Consider the following 16628-nt stretch of genomic DNA (forward strand, 5'->3'; position numbering starts at 1 on the left):
CATATTAAGAAACTAATAAATTGTTGCTGTGCTTGTCGTCGAGAGGCTTATGACATTGCTCATCCACCAATGATCGGTCTTTCAAGTTCACGCCAGAAAGCTGTAATTTTCGCGCCTCGGTGAGCAAATAGAACGCACGCTGGCAAGCATCGTCGTAATTAAGGCCTTGTGGCCGTACGTTAGAAATACAATTTCTTTGTGAGTCCTTCGAACCTCGCTTTGCCCCCCATGTCAGATAGAGCCCCATACTGTCCGGTGATGTTAGGCCTGGTCTTTCTCCGACTAAAACGAGTACGGCTTTCGCTTTAAGGCATTGGGCAACATCATCACCGACCGCAACTCGCCCCTGCTTGACCACGGTTATTGGCGCGATTGTCCATTGGTTGACGTCATCTTTTATTAATAAGGACATCAAGCGTTCGATTACCGGTACGGCGTGATTCTGAATAGAAACCGATGACAAGCCATCAGCAATGACGATCGCTAGATCGGGCTGAGCATTCTGTTCTTTGGTGATGCCTGCGAGCTTATTCCATGATGCGTCATCAAGCTGACGTCCTAAATCGGGACGTTGTAAATACATTAGGCGATCGGTCACCTTGCTGGTCACTGTCATTGGCGGCTTGTGGGTGTGTTTAAAAATCAGGTGTGAACCCGTTAACCCTTCGATTAAGGTATCGACATCTAAAGCGCAATGAACGGCGTCCATTGCTTTTGCATGATCTAGCTGAAAACTAAGTAATTCGTTGGTCGGTACACTGTTACCGGTTCGCCCTAATGCGATGCGTGCAGAAGTGAACTCTCGAAGCTCAACCCAAGGGTTTCGAATTACTACGTTTATTGATTTCTGGCCTTTACGTTCGATGAGTTTATCCATGAGAGACCCTCGCGTTTAATTGTTCGATGGTTGCGGCGAACGAACTCGCGGTGCCATTATTGAGACGCACGTCATTGATGTCTTCAAAGATCCCCATTTTCATCAACCACTGCTCGAACTCTGGTGCCGGTTTTAAGCCCAATACCTTTCTAGCGTACAAGGCATCATGGAATGAGGTCGTTTGATAATTGAGCATAATGTCGTCGGAACCTGGAATACCCATGATGAAAGAACACTCTGCAACTCCTAGCAACGTAAGCAGGTTATCCATATCGTTTTGATCGGCATAAGCATGATTGGTGTAGCAAATATCGCATCCCATAGGCAATCCAAGTAGCTTTCCACAGAAGTGATCTTCTAATCCAGCCCGTATGATTTGCTTCCCATCAAACAGATATTCAGGTCCAATAAAGCCTACAACCGTATTGACGAGCAAAGGATCAAACTGTCTCGCCACGGCGTAAGCACGCGCTTCACAGGTTTGTTGGTCTACACCATGAAAAGCATTCGCAGACAATGCCGTTCCTTGACCCGTTTCAAAATACATCACGTTATTGCCAACGGTGCCTCTGTTGAGAGAAAGCGCGGCTTCTTGGGCTTCTTGCAACACGTTTAAATTAATACCGAACGTGTCATTTGTACCCTGTGTGCCGCCTATCGACTGGAAAACAAGGTCAACGGGCGCACCAAGCTCAATGGCTTCAATGGTGTTTGTTACGTGAGTTAAAACACAGGACTGAGTTGGTATTTGATAATGCTGAATGACTTCATCCATCAAGTTCATTAACTTGATGGCTTGAGGCACATTATCAGTCGCAGGGTTGATACCTATTACTGCATCACCACTGCCGTACATAAGACCATCGAAAATAGTGGCAGCAATACCATTGAGAGAGTCTGTCGGATGGTTTGGTTGCAGGCGCGTTGATAAACGGCTCGGCATGCCAATGGTATTGCGAAAGGCGGTGATGACCTGACATTTTTTAGCGACCTGGATGAGGTCTTGATTGCGCATTATCTTACTTACCGCGGCCACCATTTCGGGGGTCAATCCCTGGCGAATTTGTGCAATTGCAACGCTGTCAGCAAGATCACTTAGAAGCCAATTACGAAAGTCCCCTACAGTTAGGTGCTCTATCGGTTTAAAGGCTTCATTATCATGGCTATCAATGATTAGGCGTGTGATTTCGTCACTCTCGTACGGGATAACAACCTGGTTCAAAAAGGTCTTCAGTGGTAAGTCGGCCAATGTCATTTGTGCAACGACTCGTTCAGCAGCCGATTCTGCGCATACGCCAGCTAACGCATCTCCAGAGCGCTCAGGCGTCGCCTTCGCCATTAAATCGGCGAGCGAGTCAAAGACATATATTCTATTTCCCTGTTGCCGACGATAACTTGCCGTCATTACGCTTCCTTTTCACAACATGGTTCATTTTTTGCTAAACCATCAATACAGATAAGTAAAATAAAAGCGAATTACGTTCCAACCCATTATCAAAAATCGGCAATGTTATAATGTGCATATAAAACAGTTTGTTACGATATTTTTGCCCCAAATTGATTCACAGAATACACATCGGAAAGAGTTATCATGGATGTAGACGTCGTCCCACTAGCACCAGAACTGTGCATAAGGCATATAAAAGATGCAAACCAACAAGCCGCAAGCTTAGTCAATTGGCAGCAAGAGTATGACCAGTTGAGTAATGGTGGGTTTGTCGGGCAAATAAACGAGCGTAGATTACCCAACATTCATATTTTTCGAGAGGATAGTAATCGAGCTTTACGACAGCAGTGCCGCGTTGAAGGTGGCGGGTTATGGCTTGGGTTAAGTACCGACGACAAACCCTTGTACATTAACCATTCACGTCAAGATGCAGACAAAATTTTGCTTCGTAAAGGGGGCTTGGATTTTGAGTTAATGACACCAGAATCATTTTCAATCTATGGCATTGTGCTTAAACAAGAATTTGTCCAGACTCTCCTAGAGCAACTGAATCTTGATGGTATTACTGAAGATGAACTTTATTTACCGAAGTTAACAAGGCAACAAACTCAACAACTCAAGTACTACTTGGCTATCCTACTTGATCCTCAGCAATTACGTTGGTCAAGCAAAACTCATCACACCATTATTAAGGACGTGTTGCTGGAATTGCTTTCATCAAGCTTTGAAAACGAAATCCGTTCGAACTCGATACCACATCGACAAATAGTGATGAATCGCATCATTTGCTATCTGGAAAGTCGAAGCTACCATACCCCTGTCACTATCAGTGAATTGTGTAATGCTGTGCATGTCAGTCGACGAACGTTACAATACACTTTTCAAGCCTGCTGCAATAGTTCACCCAAACAGTTTGTTCATCGAACACGGCTCAATCAAATACGCAGAATGTTGCAAGAACCATTAGAAACCCGCACGATTACCGAGTTAGCTTATGATTTTGGTTTTTTCCACTTAGGCCAATTTAGCCACAGCTATAAGTTATTATTTGGTGAGTCACCATCAGAGACAAGATTTGCAAATATAAGTGGCTTTTTTCCTGAATTCGAATGAAAGGCGTACCTGCCCATAACGGATTTACTTTCTAAAATACACTGAGTTGCAGGCATACCTTATGCGAGTCAGGAGAAAATCTAACTGCCACGTATAAAACTCTAAACCAAGTCTGTAAGCTAGCAACTGGGTTGACGGTGAAACAGATGCTTGATTCATACACCACCATCGAGATGAAAAGACGGCTGGTGATCAGTAATACTACCACCCAGCAGATGGCGTATGATTTTGGTTTCGAGGACGCGAGTAATTTCGTTAAATACTTTAAAAATCTGACGGGTTCGACACCAACACAATTTCAGAAGCGATTTAATAAGTCTAGGCTTTAGCTATCGTGCAACAATTAGTCGGTTTCTAGACTCATGGATAGGTTTAGCAACGGGTAACTTTTACTTTAATTTGTAAAGTTGTTTCGGTAATCACTCCCTGCTTAGTGTTATTGGTATCTTCACTGACTCTCCACCTCATCACTAGATGCTGCGAAAGATCAAACACGACAATCTCTTTCTGTTCCCTCTCTAAAAAAATTCAAGAATATCTATAACCATCAATGCCGACGACACCACATTTGGCCGGAGGTCTCCATTTCTCTTTCGAACTATCTCGTATCAAGACAAGACGCCATTTTTCGTAATTTATAAAAAGCCTTTTCAAAAAACCAAGAAGGGATAACGATCAACTTCAAACTTTCGAAACAAGTAATAATTATTTTTGAAATGTTGTTTTAAAAATAATTGTAAGAAGGAGGCGTTTGCTTTATTGTATGACTAAGTCAAGTGGCCAGCACAACAGAAACGCCACACCACCAAACATAATTGAGGAAGCAAACATGATGTTAGAGTCATTCAATCTGGAAGGAAAAGTAGCGATAGTGACTGGCTGTGATACGGGTCTTGGCCAAGGTATGGCAATTGGTCTGGCGGAAGCTGGGTGCAAAGTAGTTGGCGTTAATTATGTTGAGCCAACAGAGACGGTTGAAAAAATGAAAGCGGCAGGTCATACGTTTTTGGACGTGCGTGCCAATCTTCTAAAGCAAGAAGATATCCCAGGAATTATAGATAAAGTACTGACTGAGTTTGGTCGCGTAGATATCCTTGTGAACAATGCAGGCATTATACGCCGAGAAGATGCGATTGAGTTTTCTGAGCAAAACTGGGATGACGTGATGAACATCAATTCGAAGACCGTTTTCTTTATGTCTCAGTCTGTAGCGAAGCAGTTTAAAGCACAAGGTACGGGCGGTAAGATCATCAATATTGCATCGATGCTCTCTTTCCAAGGTGGTATCCGTGTCCCTTCATATACGGCGTCTAAGAGTGCGGTAATGGGTATTACTCGTGCGATGGCGAACGAATGGGCAAGTGACAACATCAATGTAAATGCGATTGCTCCTGGTTATATGGCAACCAACAATACTCAAGCGCTACGTGATGATGCTGACCGTAGTCAGGCTATCCTTGAGCGTATTCCTGCTGAACGTTGGGGTACCCCTAGAGATGTTGCTGGCCCATGTGTGTTCCTTGCTTCATCAGCATCAGATTATATTAATGGTTATACCATTGCTGTCGATGGTGGGTGGTTGGCTCGCTAACGAATTTAGTATTTTAAGATGGTGAACGATACTGTAGCGCAAGCTGTCGGGCTATTTAGTTTTCTTCTGGGTATTTCGACCTTTTACCAGAAAGAGGACAAAAAGCTCAAAGTGGTGATGCTGTTGTTGAATGTAAATCATCTTATTCATTTTTTACTATTAGGTTCCATTACATCGGCAATCGGTGCGTTGATTTCAGCGCTCAGAACTTGCACGGCAATGTATACCAAATCGTGGTGGGCGGCAGGATTGTTTGTTGCTCTCGCGGTTGGTAGCGGAGTAGGTTTAGCACAGCATTGGCATCAACTCTTGCCTCTGGTTGGCTCGATTATTGGAACGTACTCAATATTCAAATTGAATGGTATTGCACTTAGAGTCGGCTTTTTATTGGGAGCCGCATGTTGGTTAACCAACAACCTGATTATTGGTTCAATTGGTGGATCATTGATGGAAATATCAGTGATAGGGATGAATTTATTTACTATTTTTCGTCTGTACCAAGGTAAAGCTAAATGCAAAATTACGACGTAAAAATGGGATTAACAACGATATGTTCGTATATAACGATGACGTAAAAATGGAAGATCTTGGTGCTGGCGTTTCTCGCAAGGTGCTTGCTCATAGCGAAAATATGATGACGGTAGAAGTTCATTTTGAAAGCGGCGCTGTTGGTGCGATGCATACCCATCCTCATGAGCAGATTACCTATGTTTTGTCGGGAACCTTTGAATTTACTATTGGCGACGTGACCAAAGTGGTGTGCGCTGGCGATACGATGTACAAAAAGCCGGGTATCGAACATGGCTGTGTTTGCCTAGAACCTGGCGTATTACTTGATAACTTTACGCCAATGCGTAAAGACTTTGTTTAAGCTTTGAATCTTGAGATCGAACGTTTAAGCACTAAATTTTAAAATTTGCAGTAATGCTGCGGGAGAAAGTAAATGAAAATCGCGTTAATGATGGAAAACAGTCAAGCCGGCAAAAATGCAATGGTATCCGCTGAACTAGAGTCAGTTGCTGGTGGTTTTGGTCATGATGTTTTCAACCTAGGGATGACAGACGAGAATGATCATCACTTAACTTATATTCACCTAGGTATTATGGCGAGTATTTTGATTAACTCGAAAGCCGTTGACTTCGTTGTGACAGGATGTGGAACAGGCCAAGGCGCTATGATGTCACTGAATTTGCACCCAGGTGTGGCGTGTGGTTATTGTTTAGAGCCGTCGGATGCGTTCTTGTTCAACCAAATCAACAACGGCAATGCTATCTCGCTCGCTTTTGCGAAAGGTTTTGGCTGGGCTGGTGAGCTAAACGTGCGTTACATTTTTGAAAAAGCGTTCTCAGGAGAGCGTGGTCAAGGTTATCCACTGGAGCGAGCAGAGCCACAACAACGTAACGCCGTGCTTCTCAATGAAGTGAAAGCTGCAGTTGTGAAGGATAATTTTATTGATTCACTAAGTGCGATCGATCAAGAGTTAGTGAAGACTGCTGTTGGTAGCCCTCGTTTCCAGCAGTGTTTCTTTGATAATTGCCAGAATCAAGAAATTGCTGATTACGTTCGTTCACTTCTGGACTAATTCTCGCGTTCGATGTGATAGAGCCAGCCTAATGAGGTTGGCTTTTTTATGCTTGGTACTTGGGGGGCTTTCTTTGATAAGCAGAAAAGTTCGCAGTATCACCGTTTAGAACCATGCCTTTTGAAAGCCAACTCTATGCCGCTTGATCTCTTCACCCAAAAGCTTATTCCTCAATAATTTATATACGTTCTTATTTGTATGACTTTTGTATCGCCTGGATCACAAAACTTACAGTGATCTCTTTTATAAAACGTTGTTAATGCAATAATGAAATGGCATTTTAAAAATAAACAAATTTAAACGAAGCAATAATGAAAAGGGGTTCGTAATGAATATCGACATGCTCGTTGTTGGTGTCTACTTTATCTTTATGATAGCGATTGGCGTTATCTTTAAACGTTTTGCAGGCAACTCTACCAGTGACTACTTTCGTGGTGGAGGCAAGATGCTATGGTGGATGGTTGGCTCTACCGCGTTCATGACTCAGTTTAGTGCTTGGACATTTACTGGCGCTGCGGGTAAAGCTTTTACCGATGGGTTCCCAATCATGGTTATTTTCATGGCGAACGCATTTGGCTTTTTACTTTCTTGGTTGTTTTTTTCGTACCGCTTTCGACAAATGCGTGTAGTCACACCTATTGAAGGTGTTCGTCGTCGATTCGGTGCAACTAATGAGCAAGTGTTTACATGGGCAACCATGCCGACAAGCGTGGTTTACACCGGTATATGGCTAAATGGTCTTGCACTATTCGTCAGCGCCGTGTTTAAAGTTGATATAGAAACAACAATTATTGTCACTGGTTTGATTGTTCTCTTTATTTCGGTTCTAGGCGGTGCATGGGGGGTGGTTGCCTCAGACTTTGTACAAATGGTGGTAATAATGGCTGTGACGGTGGTTTGTGCTGTCGCTGCATTGGCCAAAATTGGTGGGCCATCGAATCTTATCGAACAATTCCCAACCGACAGTATTATGGGTTCTGATATGAATTACCCATTGCTGTTCGTATCTTGGTTTATCTTCATGTTCGTGAAGCAACTGCAAAACATCAACAACATGCAAGACTCTTATCGATTCTTAACGGCAAAAGATTCTGTTAACGCACGTAAAGCCGCACTGCTGGCGTTCGTATTGATGCTGATTGGACCGGCGATTTGGTTCTTACCACCTTGGGTAACAGCAATTATCTATCCTGAAGCTGCAACCGTACACGCAGCAGAACTTGGTAGTAAAGCCGCTGATGCGGTCTACCTTGTGTTTGTCGAAAACGTAATGCCTGTTGGTATGGTGGGGCTGCTTATGTCAGCGGTATTTGCGGCAACAATGTCTTCAATGGATTCAGGCTTAAACCGAAACTCTGGTGTGTTTGTGCGTAACTTCTACGCACCGATCATTGACAAAAATGCGGATGACAGAAAGCTGATGCGCGTGAGTCAATTTATGACCATGGTTTTCGGAATATTGATCATCATGGTGGCTCTATTTATTAATTCTCTACGAGGTTTGAGCCTTTTCGACGCGATGATGTACGTAAGTACACTGCTGCAAATGCCAATTCTAGTGCCGTTGTTCTTTGGCATGTTTATTAAGAAAACACCAGACTGGGCGGCTTGGGCGACATTAGCTGTCGGTATGATGGTGTCTTATATTGTGAGCTTTGTGCTCACAGCAGACGTAGTAGCTAATTTATTAAACCTTGAAGTTCCGTTCACTGGGCGTGAAGCCAGTGACTTAAAAGTTCTTCTTGGGGTGATGGGGCACTTAGTGATAACTGGCGGCTTCTTCTGCCTAACAACAAAGTTCTACAAAGAGCCTGTTGGCAAAAGAAACACAGAGCTTAAAGAGTTCTGGAGTGATGTCGCTACTCCTGTTATCGAAGAAGAAGGCCAAGACGAAATGGATCGCCAACAGCGTGACATGTTGGGCAAGTTAATTCTGGTTTTTGGTGCACTGGTCACCGCTATGATACTTATCCCGAACCCATTCTGGGGGCGTATGGCCTTTGTCTTCTGTGGCGCGGTGATTGTTACTGTTGGCTCACTGTTATTGATGAGTGCTCGGAAAACGCCTCAATTAGAAGTGTCTATTTCTAAGTAACCCGGCAACAAGTAGTCAGTGTATAGCCAGAGAGCACGGTCTCTCTGGCTTAGATTGGTTTACCTCGATGAGGGGGGGTAGAAAACCAGTTTATTACTAAGTTTTCCCAAAAGGTTATCAACGCCGTTTTATACAAGAGTTTGAATTATGTCTGCATATATACATCAAGATTTTCTATTGCAGGGAGACACTGCCAAGCGTTTATATCACGACTATGCGGCTGGACTTCCCATTATTGACTATCACAATCACCTTGATGCCAAAGCGATCTACGACAACCATCAATATGACAATATCGCTCAAGCTTGGTTGAGTTGCGATCACTACTTGTGGCGCGCATTACGCAGTAACGGGGTTGATGAGCATTACATTACGGGTGATGCGAGTGATTACGACAAGTTCCAAAAGTGGTGTGACACCATGCCTTATCTGATCGGTAATCCGCTGTATCATTGGTGTCACTTGGAACTCAAAAAATACTTTGCTCTCGATTTACTACTCAACCCAGAGAATTGTGAGGTGATCTGGCAGCATTGTAATCAAAAGCTTAAGCAAGAGTCTCATCGATTCCAAGCGCTTATCAAAAAGAGTCGAGTAGACACCTTGTGCACCACTGATGACCCACTTAGTGATTTGGTCTATCACGATAAACTCAGCCGCTCGGAGTTTACGGTACAGGTTTTGCCTACATTCCGCGCCGACGGCCTCATTGAAATCGAGAATCAAACTCGCTTTCAAAAGACGCTAAGTTCACTGAATGCCCTCACGGATGTCAATGTGGTCGATTTTGCTAGCTATGCTAAAGCCATTACTTCTCGAGTGGATTATTTCGCACAGCGCAACTGTCGATTATCTGATTTGGGGTTAAAAATTGTGGAGTTTTCGCATTATCAGCCTGACGTGCTTGACCAAGTGATAGCAAAGGTAAAAGACGGCGAAGCGCTTAGCCGTGAGGAAATTTCGCAGTTCAAAACAGCCGTATTTGAGGTGCTTGGTAAGGCTTATCACAAGCATGGTTGGTCGATGCAAATTCATATTGGTGTTTTAACTAATGTGAACAAGCGCCGCTTTGATGAGCTCGGTGGTGGTATGGGTTTTAGTGTTATCAGTGACAACCCAATTGCAGAAAACCTAGGTCATTTGTTGAGTATGTTGGATCAAGACTGCCAACTACCGCAAACCATCATCTATAGCCTCAACCCTAAAGATAGTCCTGTGCTAGGTTCCATTATAGGGGCTTTTCAAGACAGTGATGCGAATCCAGGTAAAGTACAGCTTGGTTCAGCATGGTGGTTTAACGACCACAAGGCTGGCATGGAAAAACAGCTTCAAGACTTGGCTAATTTAGGTGCTTTAGGGCGCTTTGTCGGAATGCTCACCGATTCTCGCAGTGTATTGTCGCTCTCTCGTCATGACTATTTTCGTCGCATTCTATGTAATTTACTGGGTCGGTGGGTCGATGAGGGAGAGTTACCTAATGATGAGTCTTTGCTTAAGCAAAGCGTCGAGAACATCTGTTACCAAAATGCCAAACAATACTTTAATTTTCATTCATCTCAAGATTTAGCGTAGGTATCCATTATGTTGCAGTTTACCTCTCAAAAAATGTCGGTAATTCGTCAAAATGCCAATCAAGACATCATCGAACAGATTATTCAAGATAATCAAATCGTGCTTACTTCAGATACGTTAGTTCCACCGGATGCCCGCGCGACATGGAATCTATATTACTTTTGCCCATCGCACGGGGTTCGCTTAAGTTGGGACAGAAACCGACCCACCGAACATAGATGTCCTGTCGATGGCGAGGTGCTTACCGGCGAACCTTATGATGGTGCGTGGTGGCGTTGGCTTAACGGACTTAATTCAAAAGCGTGCAATGACCTAGGGTTACTTTGGCAGATTACTCAAGAGCATAAATATGTCGAGAAAGTTCGAGAGATCTTATTAGGTTATGCAGAATACTATCCCAACTACGAAGAACACGGTGGTATTCCATACAACGGTCCGGGCAAAGCAAACGCTCAAACTCTCTGTGAAGCGAACTGTAATATCGACTTTGCTCGAGGCTATGATTTCATTAAAGATCAGTTGAGTGCGGAAGAGCAGCTATTTATTGAACAGCGTTTGTTGCGCGAAGGTGCGGAGTTCCTGATGCAACATCGAGCGGATCAATTGCATAACCATGAAATGAAAATTTCTGCGACAATTGGTGTGATAGGTTTGATACTTGATGACCGAAAGCTCATCGACTTTGCGGTGAACACGCCTTATGGCTTGAGGTATCAGCTAGAGAACGGTGTGAGGGGGGAGGGTTTATGGTTTGAAGGTTCAATCCATTACCATTATTACGCTTTGCAAGCCCTTCTTAACTTTGAAAAAATGGCATGTAAGTCTGAGCATTCACTGCAATCGGTACCAAATTTCCATACCATGTTGGCGTTCCCGCTCAAGCTGCTCATTAATACGGGAGACTTCCCCCGTCTGAACGATTGTATTGCTGGTCAAGAGAAGTTGACTCATAGCCATTTGTTCGAGTTCGGTTATCGCGAGTTCCGAGACCCTTTATTTGCATCGGCGTTGCAAAACATATATCAAGATAAGCCTCGGAATAATATCGATGCGTTGCTGTACGGTGTCGATGAATTACCGGTGGCTGAGCCGCTGACGTGTCAGTCTATTCATGCCGAACAATCCGGTATCACTATTATGCATACTCGTGAGCACGACAATATGCTTTTGGTGAAGCATGCTCCTTATGGTGGTGAACACGATCATTATGATCGATTGGGGATTCTTATTACTCGCAATGGTAAAGAAATTTTGCCTGATTTGGGAACCACTGGTTATGGAGCCGAACTGCATTATGGTTACTATAAAAATACAGTGACACATAATACCTTGGCAGTGAATCAGAAGAACCAGCCGCCATCAAACCCTCAAGTTAATAAGTTTGTAAAAGATCAGGCTTACACATGGTTAGACACACAAACAGATTGGTGCGGCGAGTTACCGAAAGTTGACAGCCATACCATTGTTCAGTGGGATGAAGCGGCATATAAAGACGTGGTGTTTCGCCGTCAAATTCTATGGCTAGGGGATGTGGCGATTGAATTTAATACCGCCCAAAACCCACATCAACAACAACTGGACTTAGTTTGGCATATCAGAGGTCAACATAGCGCTTTGGCACAAGCACAAGGCTGCGAGAACCCGTTAGATGGACCTTTAGCAAGAATGACAAATTGCCATGAGATGCCGCTTCAGGAGTCCATGGTTCTGCGTTATTCAATTGAGGGCCAGGCAGAGTTTCACCAACAAGTGATTACGGATTGTTCGGCAACTCTGTTACTGGGGTATGCGCCAGATAATCCGGCAACCAGTGACTTAGCCTATACGATTTTGCGCAGCCAAGAAGCAGTTTTGAACGTTGTCGCGGTACATAACTTGACGCAAAACGATGAGATTCGAGTTGCTGATATCGAGTGGCAACCGGATGTTATCAACTTAAAACTGGTAAGAAATGGAGTGAGGCAACGTGTTTCAATCAATCAAGAGAAAGGCTCAGTTTTCATTGACTAGTCGGTAACATTGCATGGTTCAAGGACGAGCCAGTGTTGCTGACTGGTTCGTCTGTATCAACGCAGAGAACGAACCGCACACGGCCCACAACCCGTTCTTTTTCCGAGCTAGGCACGCTTATGTGGTTTGCCTGTTAGAGGTAAGGTTTACCATATTTCCTATGTAAGCGCTGAGTGCAACTGATGTGAGTTATCGTCTTTATCATATTAAACTTTGATTATTCAACGTGTTAATGTCTTAAGGTTTGTTGTTTTTTTTGTAGTTGATTTCGATTGTAAAACGATGTTTCGTTTTATTTGACTGCGCCTTTCAATAAAAGGATAATTATTGGCGATTTGAGATATGCTATTCGGAATACGGGGTTATAAAGTTTGATGGATATTACAGTACTACTCGCTATGTCCCTGATATTTATCGGTGCATTTATCCAAACTGCCACCGGGTTTGGCATGGCCATTGTGGCATCACCTCTGTTGTTGTATTTGTCACCAGAATACATCCCAGGCCCTATCATTATCGTTGGCTTTTTTATAGCGCTTCTTAATACGTATAAATATCGGACACAAATATCTTTACATGGCCTCATGAAAGGCATTTTAGGTCTAATTCCTGGTACTTGCGTGGGTGCGGCGATTCTTTACTTCATCGATGTTGGCCAGCTATCGGTGTTGCTTGGGACTACTGTCCTTATTGCTGTCGGTACAAGCTTACTTCCGATAAAAATGGAGGTGACTCCTAGGCGTTTGATGCTTGCTGGCTTCTTTTCTGGTTTTTTAGGTACGAGTTCAGGCATTGGTGGTCCACCAATGGCTTTGTTGTTGCAACATCAAAAAGTAGAGCAAATCCGTGCCAATCTAGCGGCATTCTTTTTAATGAGCTCTACCTTATCTCTGCTCATTCAGATCCCAATTGGCTATATGAGTATCAAACATCTATTGTTAGCACTTCCTTTGGTACCTGCTGGTTATGCGGGTCATAAATTAGCAATAAGTGTCTTACATCGACTTTCTAAAAAACTCGTGCGTAACCTCTCTCTAAGCTTGTGCCTTGTCGCGGGGATAGGGGCGGTTTACTCGGGTTTAAAGGTCATATAATTTTTATATTAAAGGTATCAAATGAAAAAGAATATTTTGTGGGTTGAGCAAGCTTGGACTGATACGTTTGAGAAAGTGAAGTCAACGAGCGAAGAGATGTCAGCTTGTTTTCCATCCATGACATCTAATGGTATTTACAGTGATACGGACAGACCGTGGGCCTGGGTCGTTGGATTTTGGCCTGGGTTGTTGTGGCTATTATATGAAAAAGAAAACTACTCTCCATTTAAGGACATCGCAATAGAACGTGAATTGACCATGGATGGCCCATTAGATGAGTTCGTTGATATTCATCATGATGTCGGGTTTATGTGGCAATTAACCTCAATCAAGCACTACGAACTGCTTGGAAATGAAAAATCCAAAACACGTGCGTTAAGAGCGGCGAGTCACCTAGCGAGTCGTTTTAATATCAATGGTCGATTTCTAACAGCATGGAATAAAAACGATGTGAATGATGCTGACCCCAAAGGATTAAGTATCATCGATAGCATGATGAACTTACCCATTTTATATTGGGCCGCTGAACAGTTGGATGCACCCAGATTCAAGCTCATTGCTATGGCACATGCCGACACGGTATTAAAAGAATTTATTCGTGAAGATGGCTCGGTCAGACATATGGTCGAGTTCGATTGCTTTTTGGGCGAGGTCAAACAGTATCATGGCGGGCAAGGCTACAATCAGGATTCCGCATGGAGTCGCGGAGCTTCTTGGGCAGTGCACGGTTTTGCATTGAGTTATCAATACACAAAGGAAGAACGCTATTTGGAAGCCGCAATGAAAACCGCGGACTTCTTTATCGAAAATTTGGCCGAAGATTCAGTGCCATATTGGGATTTCAGAGCTCCTATTAAGACAGACACCCCCCGAGATACTTCAGCTGGGGCTTGTGCCGCTAGTGGGCTTTTACTACTTTCAGATTTAGCACCAACAGCAGATCTGCGTGAGCGTTATCTTGTCGCAGCAAATGATATGCTAAATAGTCTTTATCAAAACTATGGAACCTATAACGATGATAGCAAGCAAGGTGTTTTGGTCGGAGGTACCTTTAACTATCCTAAAGGGCTCGGTATCGATTGTTCACTGATCTACGGAGATTACTACTTTGTGGAAGGGTTATACAGACTCAAAAACAAGTTAGCGTCACTATAACGCAGATCTTTCGCGGAACAAAAACTCAAGCACTGAGTTAGAGGGTATATTGAATTAAAATATATCTTAGTCAGCGATATGAAGGAAAAGTGAGCTCAAAATGTTGGCGAGAGAGCATTAGAGGTGTGGCTATTCACCTCCTAAGAACTCGACTAACACGACTTGTTCAATAAACGATTGGCTTCATTTAGGGCAGTAGAAATGCTCGATTGGTTAACTAGCACTGTGATTGAATGGCATTTTGTTTATTATCAATCACTTATAGAGATTCAATGCATTGGTTTTTAATTTTCCTATCTTTTGTTTTATCAATAAGAAATGTGATCGAGTTAAAGTATGGGCAAAGCAGAAAGTGTCGCCAGTCTCATTTATTCAATTAAATGTTTTATTTGTATTATTACATTATGTAATATTTTCCATTATCGCAGACACTCGAAGATGAAGTACCAAACAACGCCTGTTTGCGGACTTTGCTTTCACTTACAAACGCTGTCTTTGTAATATAATAATGGATTTAATATGAAACGAACTATTGTAAAAACCTTGATTGCCTCTTCTGTATTACTTGCCGTTGGTTGTGCGAGTACTAGCACACCTACCTCTGAATTTCCGAATAACAAAGAAACGGGTGTAGCCCTCCTGACGCCTGTTGCTCTTACGGCAAGCAGTCATGACGGCAACGGTCCAGATCGTCTGTTTGACCAAGATCTAACAACACGTTGGTCATCAGCGGGTGACGGCGAGTGGGCAATGTTGGACTATGGTTCAGTGCAAGAGTTTGACGCGGTTCAGGCAGCATTCAGTAAAGGTAATGAGCGTCAGTCTATATTCGATATTCAAGTCAGTGTTGATGGCGAAAACTGGACAACAGTACTTGAGAATCAAATGAGCTCAGGTAAAGCGATCGGTCTAGAGCGTTTCCAGTTTGAGCCGGCGGTTAAAGCACGTTACGTGCGATACGTTGGTCACGGCAACAGCAAAAGTGGTTGGAATAGTTTGACTGAATTAGCGGCTGTTAACTGTAACGTTAACGCTTGTCCTGCTAGCCATATCATTACTCCGGCAGTCGTCGCTGCTGAAGCAGTAATGATCGCAGATATGAAAGCGGCAGAAAAAGCACACAAGGCTGCACGTAAAGATCTTCGTTCTGGTAACTTCGGCGTAGCCGCCGTTTACCCTTGTGATACGACAGTTAAATGTGACACACGCAGTGCGCTACCAGTACCAACAGGTTTACCAGCAACACCGGTAGCAGGTAATGCACCTAGCGAAAACTTTGATATGACTCACTGGTACCTATCTCAACCATTTGACCATGACAAAAATGGCAAGCCTGATGATGTGTCTGAGTGGAACCTTGCAAACGGTTACCAACATCCAGAAATCTTCTACACTGCTGACGATGGTGGTTTAGTCTTCAAGGCTTATGTGAAAGGTGTGCGTACATCTAAAAACACTAAGTACGCGCGTACCGAGCTTCGTGAAATGATGCGTCGTGGCGACCAGTCTATTAGCACTAAAGGTGTGAATAAGAACAACTGGGTATTCTCAAGTGCACCTAAAGCTGATTTAGAAGCGGCGGCTGGCATTGATGGCGTTTTAGAAGCAACATTGAAAATCGACCACGCAACAACAACAGGTAACGCGAATGAAGTAGGTCGCTTTATCATCGGTCAGATTCACGACCAAAACGATGAGCCAATTCGTTTGTACTACCGTAAGCTGCCAAACCAAGCAACAGGTGCGGTTTACTTTGCACATGAAAGCCAAGACGCAACAAAAGAGGATTTCTATCCTTTAGTGGGCGACATGACTGCTGAAGTGGGTGACGATGGTATCGCGCTTGGTGAAGTGTTCAGCTACCGCATTGACGTTAAAGGCAACACGATGACGGTTACTCTAATGCGTGAAGGCAAAGACGACGTTGTACAAGTGGTTGATATGAGCGAAAGCGGCTACGATGCAGGCGGCAAGTACATGTACTTCAAAGCCGGTGTTTATAACCAAAACATCAGCGGTGATCTAGACGACTACTCACAAGCAACTTTCTACCAGCTAGACGTGTCTCACGATCAATACAAAGATTAATCTT

Annotated in this window: 13 protein-coding genes and 1 pseudogene; 12 read left to right on the forward strand and 2 right to left on the reverse strand. The window is 43.5% G+C overall.

What is annotated here, in order from left to right:
* Positions 1–4: 4 nt before the first annotated feature.
* Positions 5–877 carry an ethanolamine ammonia-lyase subunit EutC gene (eutC, locus tag AB4405_RS18015; RefSeq protein WP_372062175.1) on the reverse strand — a complete coding sequence of 291 codons (873 nt, stop codon included), beginning with the start codon at positions 875–877 and terminating at the stop codon, positions 5–7.
* Positions 870–2282 (reverse strand): ethanolamine ammonia-lyase subunit EutB, encoded by a 1413-nt coding sequence (locus AB4405_RS18020; RefSeq protein ID WP_372062176.1) that lies wholly within the window; start codon positions 2280–2282, stop codon positions 870–872. The genes eutC and AB4405_RS18020 overlap by 8 nt, the downstream gene beginning before the upstream one ends.
* Before the next feature lie 186 nt (positions 2283–2468).
* Here AB4405_RS18020 and AB4405_RS18025 point away from each other — a divergent pair, with 186 nt between their 5' ends.
* The 12 genes and pseudogenes from AB4405_RS18025 to AB4405_RS18080 all read left to right on the forward strand — a co-directional run bounded on the left by AB4405_RS18025 (position 2469) and on the right by AB4405_RS18080 (position 16624).
* Entirely contained in the window at positions 2469–3437 is a 969-nt protein-coding gene (locus AB4405_RS18025; protein WP_372062178.1) for a helix-turn-helix domain-containing protein, read from the forward strand.
* A gap of 80 nt (positions 3438–3517) precedes the next feature.
* Positions 3518–3766: pseudogene (locus tag AB4405_RS18030) on the forward strand (helix-turn-helix domain-containing protein); the annotation flags it as partial.
* Positions 3767–4266: 500 nt separating this feature from the next.
* A complete protein-coding gene (gene kduD, locus AB4405_RS18035) occupies positions 4267–5028 on the forward strand; it encodes a 2-dehydro-3-deoxy-D-gluconate 5-dehydrogenase KduD (protein ID WP_102471928.1) in 762 nt (253 codons plus the stop codon).
* 18 nt (positions 5029–5046) lie between these two features.
* Positions 5047–5559 (forward strand): YgjV family protein, encoded by a 513-nt coding sequence (locus AB4405_RS18040; protein WP_372062180.1) that lies wholly within the window; start codon positions 5047–5049, stop codon positions 5557–5559.
* 19 nt (positions 5560–5578) lie between these two features.
* On the forward strand, positions 5579–5899 hold the full coding sequence (locus AB4405_RS18045; protein WP_372062181.1) for a cupin domain-containing protein: 321 nt from the start codon (positions 5579–5581) through the stop codon (positions 5897–5899).
* 72 nt (positions 5900–5971) lie between these two features.
* Positions 5972–6610: an RpiB/LacA/LacB family sugar-phosphate isomerase gene (locus AB4405_RS18050; RefSeq protein ID WP_102471859.1), complete on the forward strand. Its 639-nt coding sequence runs from the start codon at positions 5972–5974 to the stop codon at positions 6608–6610.
* 328 nt (positions 6611–6938) lie between these two features.
* Positions 6939–8705 carry a sodium:solute symporter family protein gene (locus tag AB4405_RS18055; RefSeq protein WP_102471858.1) on the forward strand — a complete coding sequence of 589 codons (1767 nt, stop codon included), beginning with the start codon at positions 6939–6941 and terminating at the stop codon, positions 8703–8705.
* Positions 8706–8852: 147 nt separating this feature from the next.
* Positions 8853–10277, forward strand: coding sequence for a glucuronate isomerase (gene uxaC / locus AB4405_RS18060; RefSeq protein ID WP_372062183.1), 1425 nt, complete (start codon positions 8853–8855; stop codon positions 10275–10277).
* Positions 10278–10286: 9 nt separating this feature from the next.
* Positions 10287–12287 carry a heparinase II/III family protein gene (locus tag AB4405_RS18065; RefSeq protein ID WP_372062184.1) on the forward strand — a complete coding sequence of 667 codons (2001 nt, stop codon included), beginning with the start codon at positions 10287–10289 and terminating at the stop codon, positions 12285–12287.
* Between the two features lie 374 nt (positions 12288–12661).
* Positions 12662–13381 carry a sulfite exporter TauE/SafE family protein gene (locus AB4405_RS18070; RefSeq protein WP_372062185.1) on the forward strand — a complete coding sequence of 240 codons (720 nt, stop codon included), beginning with the start codon at positions 12662–12664 and terminating at the stop codon, positions 13379–13381.
* A gap of 21 nt (positions 13382–13402) precedes the next feature.
* On the forward strand, positions 13403–14536 hold the full coding sequence (locus tag AB4405_RS18075) for a hypothetical protein (RefSeq protein WP_372062186.1): 1134 nt from the start codon (positions 13403–13405) through the stop codon (positions 14534–14536).
* Positions 14537–15055: 519 nt separating this feature from the next.
* On the forward strand, positions 15056–16624 hold the full coding sequence (locus tag AB4405_RS18080) for a polysaccharide lyase family 7 protein (RefSeq protein WP_372062187.1): 1569 nt from the start codon (positions 15056–15058) through the stop codon (positions 16622–16624).
* Positions 16625–16628: the final 4 nt, after the last annotated feature.

The organism is Vibrio sp. 10N.261.51.F12 (genome assembly GCF_041471725.1).
Taxonomy (GTDB): domain Bacteria; phylum Pseudomonadota; class Gammaproteobacteria; order Enterobacterales; family Vibrionaceae; genus Vibrio.

What these genes read in the sequence shown, in the direction of transcription:
- AB4405_RS18075 (WP_372062186.1), top strand. Translation starts at nt 13,403, where the DNA reads ATGAAAAAGAATATTTTGTGGGTTGAGCAAGCTTGGACTGATACGTTT.
- AB4405_RS18080 (WP_372062187.1), top strand. Translation starts at nt 15,056, where the DNA reads ATGAAACGAACTATTGTAAAAACCTTGATTGCCTCTTCTGTATTACTT.
- kduD (WP_102471928.1), top strand. Translation starts at nt 4,267, where the DNA reads ATGATGTTAGAGTCATTCAATCTGGAAGGAAAAGTAGCGATAGTGACT.
- eutC (WP_372062175.1), bottom strand. Translation starts at nt 877, where the DNA reads ATGGATAAACTCATCGAACGTAAAGGCCAGAAATCAATAAACGTAGTA.
- AB4405_RS18025 (WP_372062178.1), top strand. Translation starts at nt 2,469, where the DNA reads ATGGATGTAGACGTCGTCCCACTAGCACCAGAACTGTGCATAAGGCAT.
- AB4405_RS18045 (WP_372062181.1), top strand. Translation starts at nt 5,579, where the DNA reads ATGTTCGTATATAACGATGACGTAAAAATGGAAGATCTTGGTGCTGGC.
- AB4405_RS18050 (WP_102471859.1), top strand. Translation starts at nt 5,972, where the DNA reads ATGAAAATCGCGTTAATGATGGAAAACAGTCAAGCCGGCAAAAATGCA.
- AB4405_RS18055 (WP_102471858.1), top strand. Translation starts at nt 6,939, where the DNA reads ATGAATATCGACATGCTCGTTGTTGGTGTCTACTTTATCTTTATGATA.
- AB4405_RS18070 (WP_372062185.1), top strand. Translation starts at nt 12,662, where the DNA reads ATGGATATTACAGTACTACTCGCTATGTCCCTGATATTTATCGGTGCA.
- uxaC (WP_372062183.1), top strand. Translation starts at nt 8,853, where the DNA reads ATGTCTGCATATATACATCAAGATTTTCTATTGCAGGGAGACACTGCC.
- AB4405_RS18065 (WP_372062184.1), top strand. Translation starts at nt 10,287, where the DNA reads ATGTTGCAGTTTACCTCTCAAAAAATGTCGGTAATTCGTCAAAATGCC.
- AB4405_RS18020 (WP_372062176.1), bottom strand. Translation starts at nt 2,282, where the DNA reads ATGACGGCAAGTTATCGTCGGCAACAGGGAAATAGAATATATGTCTTT.
- AB4405_RS18040 (WP_372062180.1), top strand. Translation starts at nt 5,047, where the DNA reads ATGGTGAACGATACTGTAGCGCAAGCTGTCGGGCTATTTAGTTTTCTT.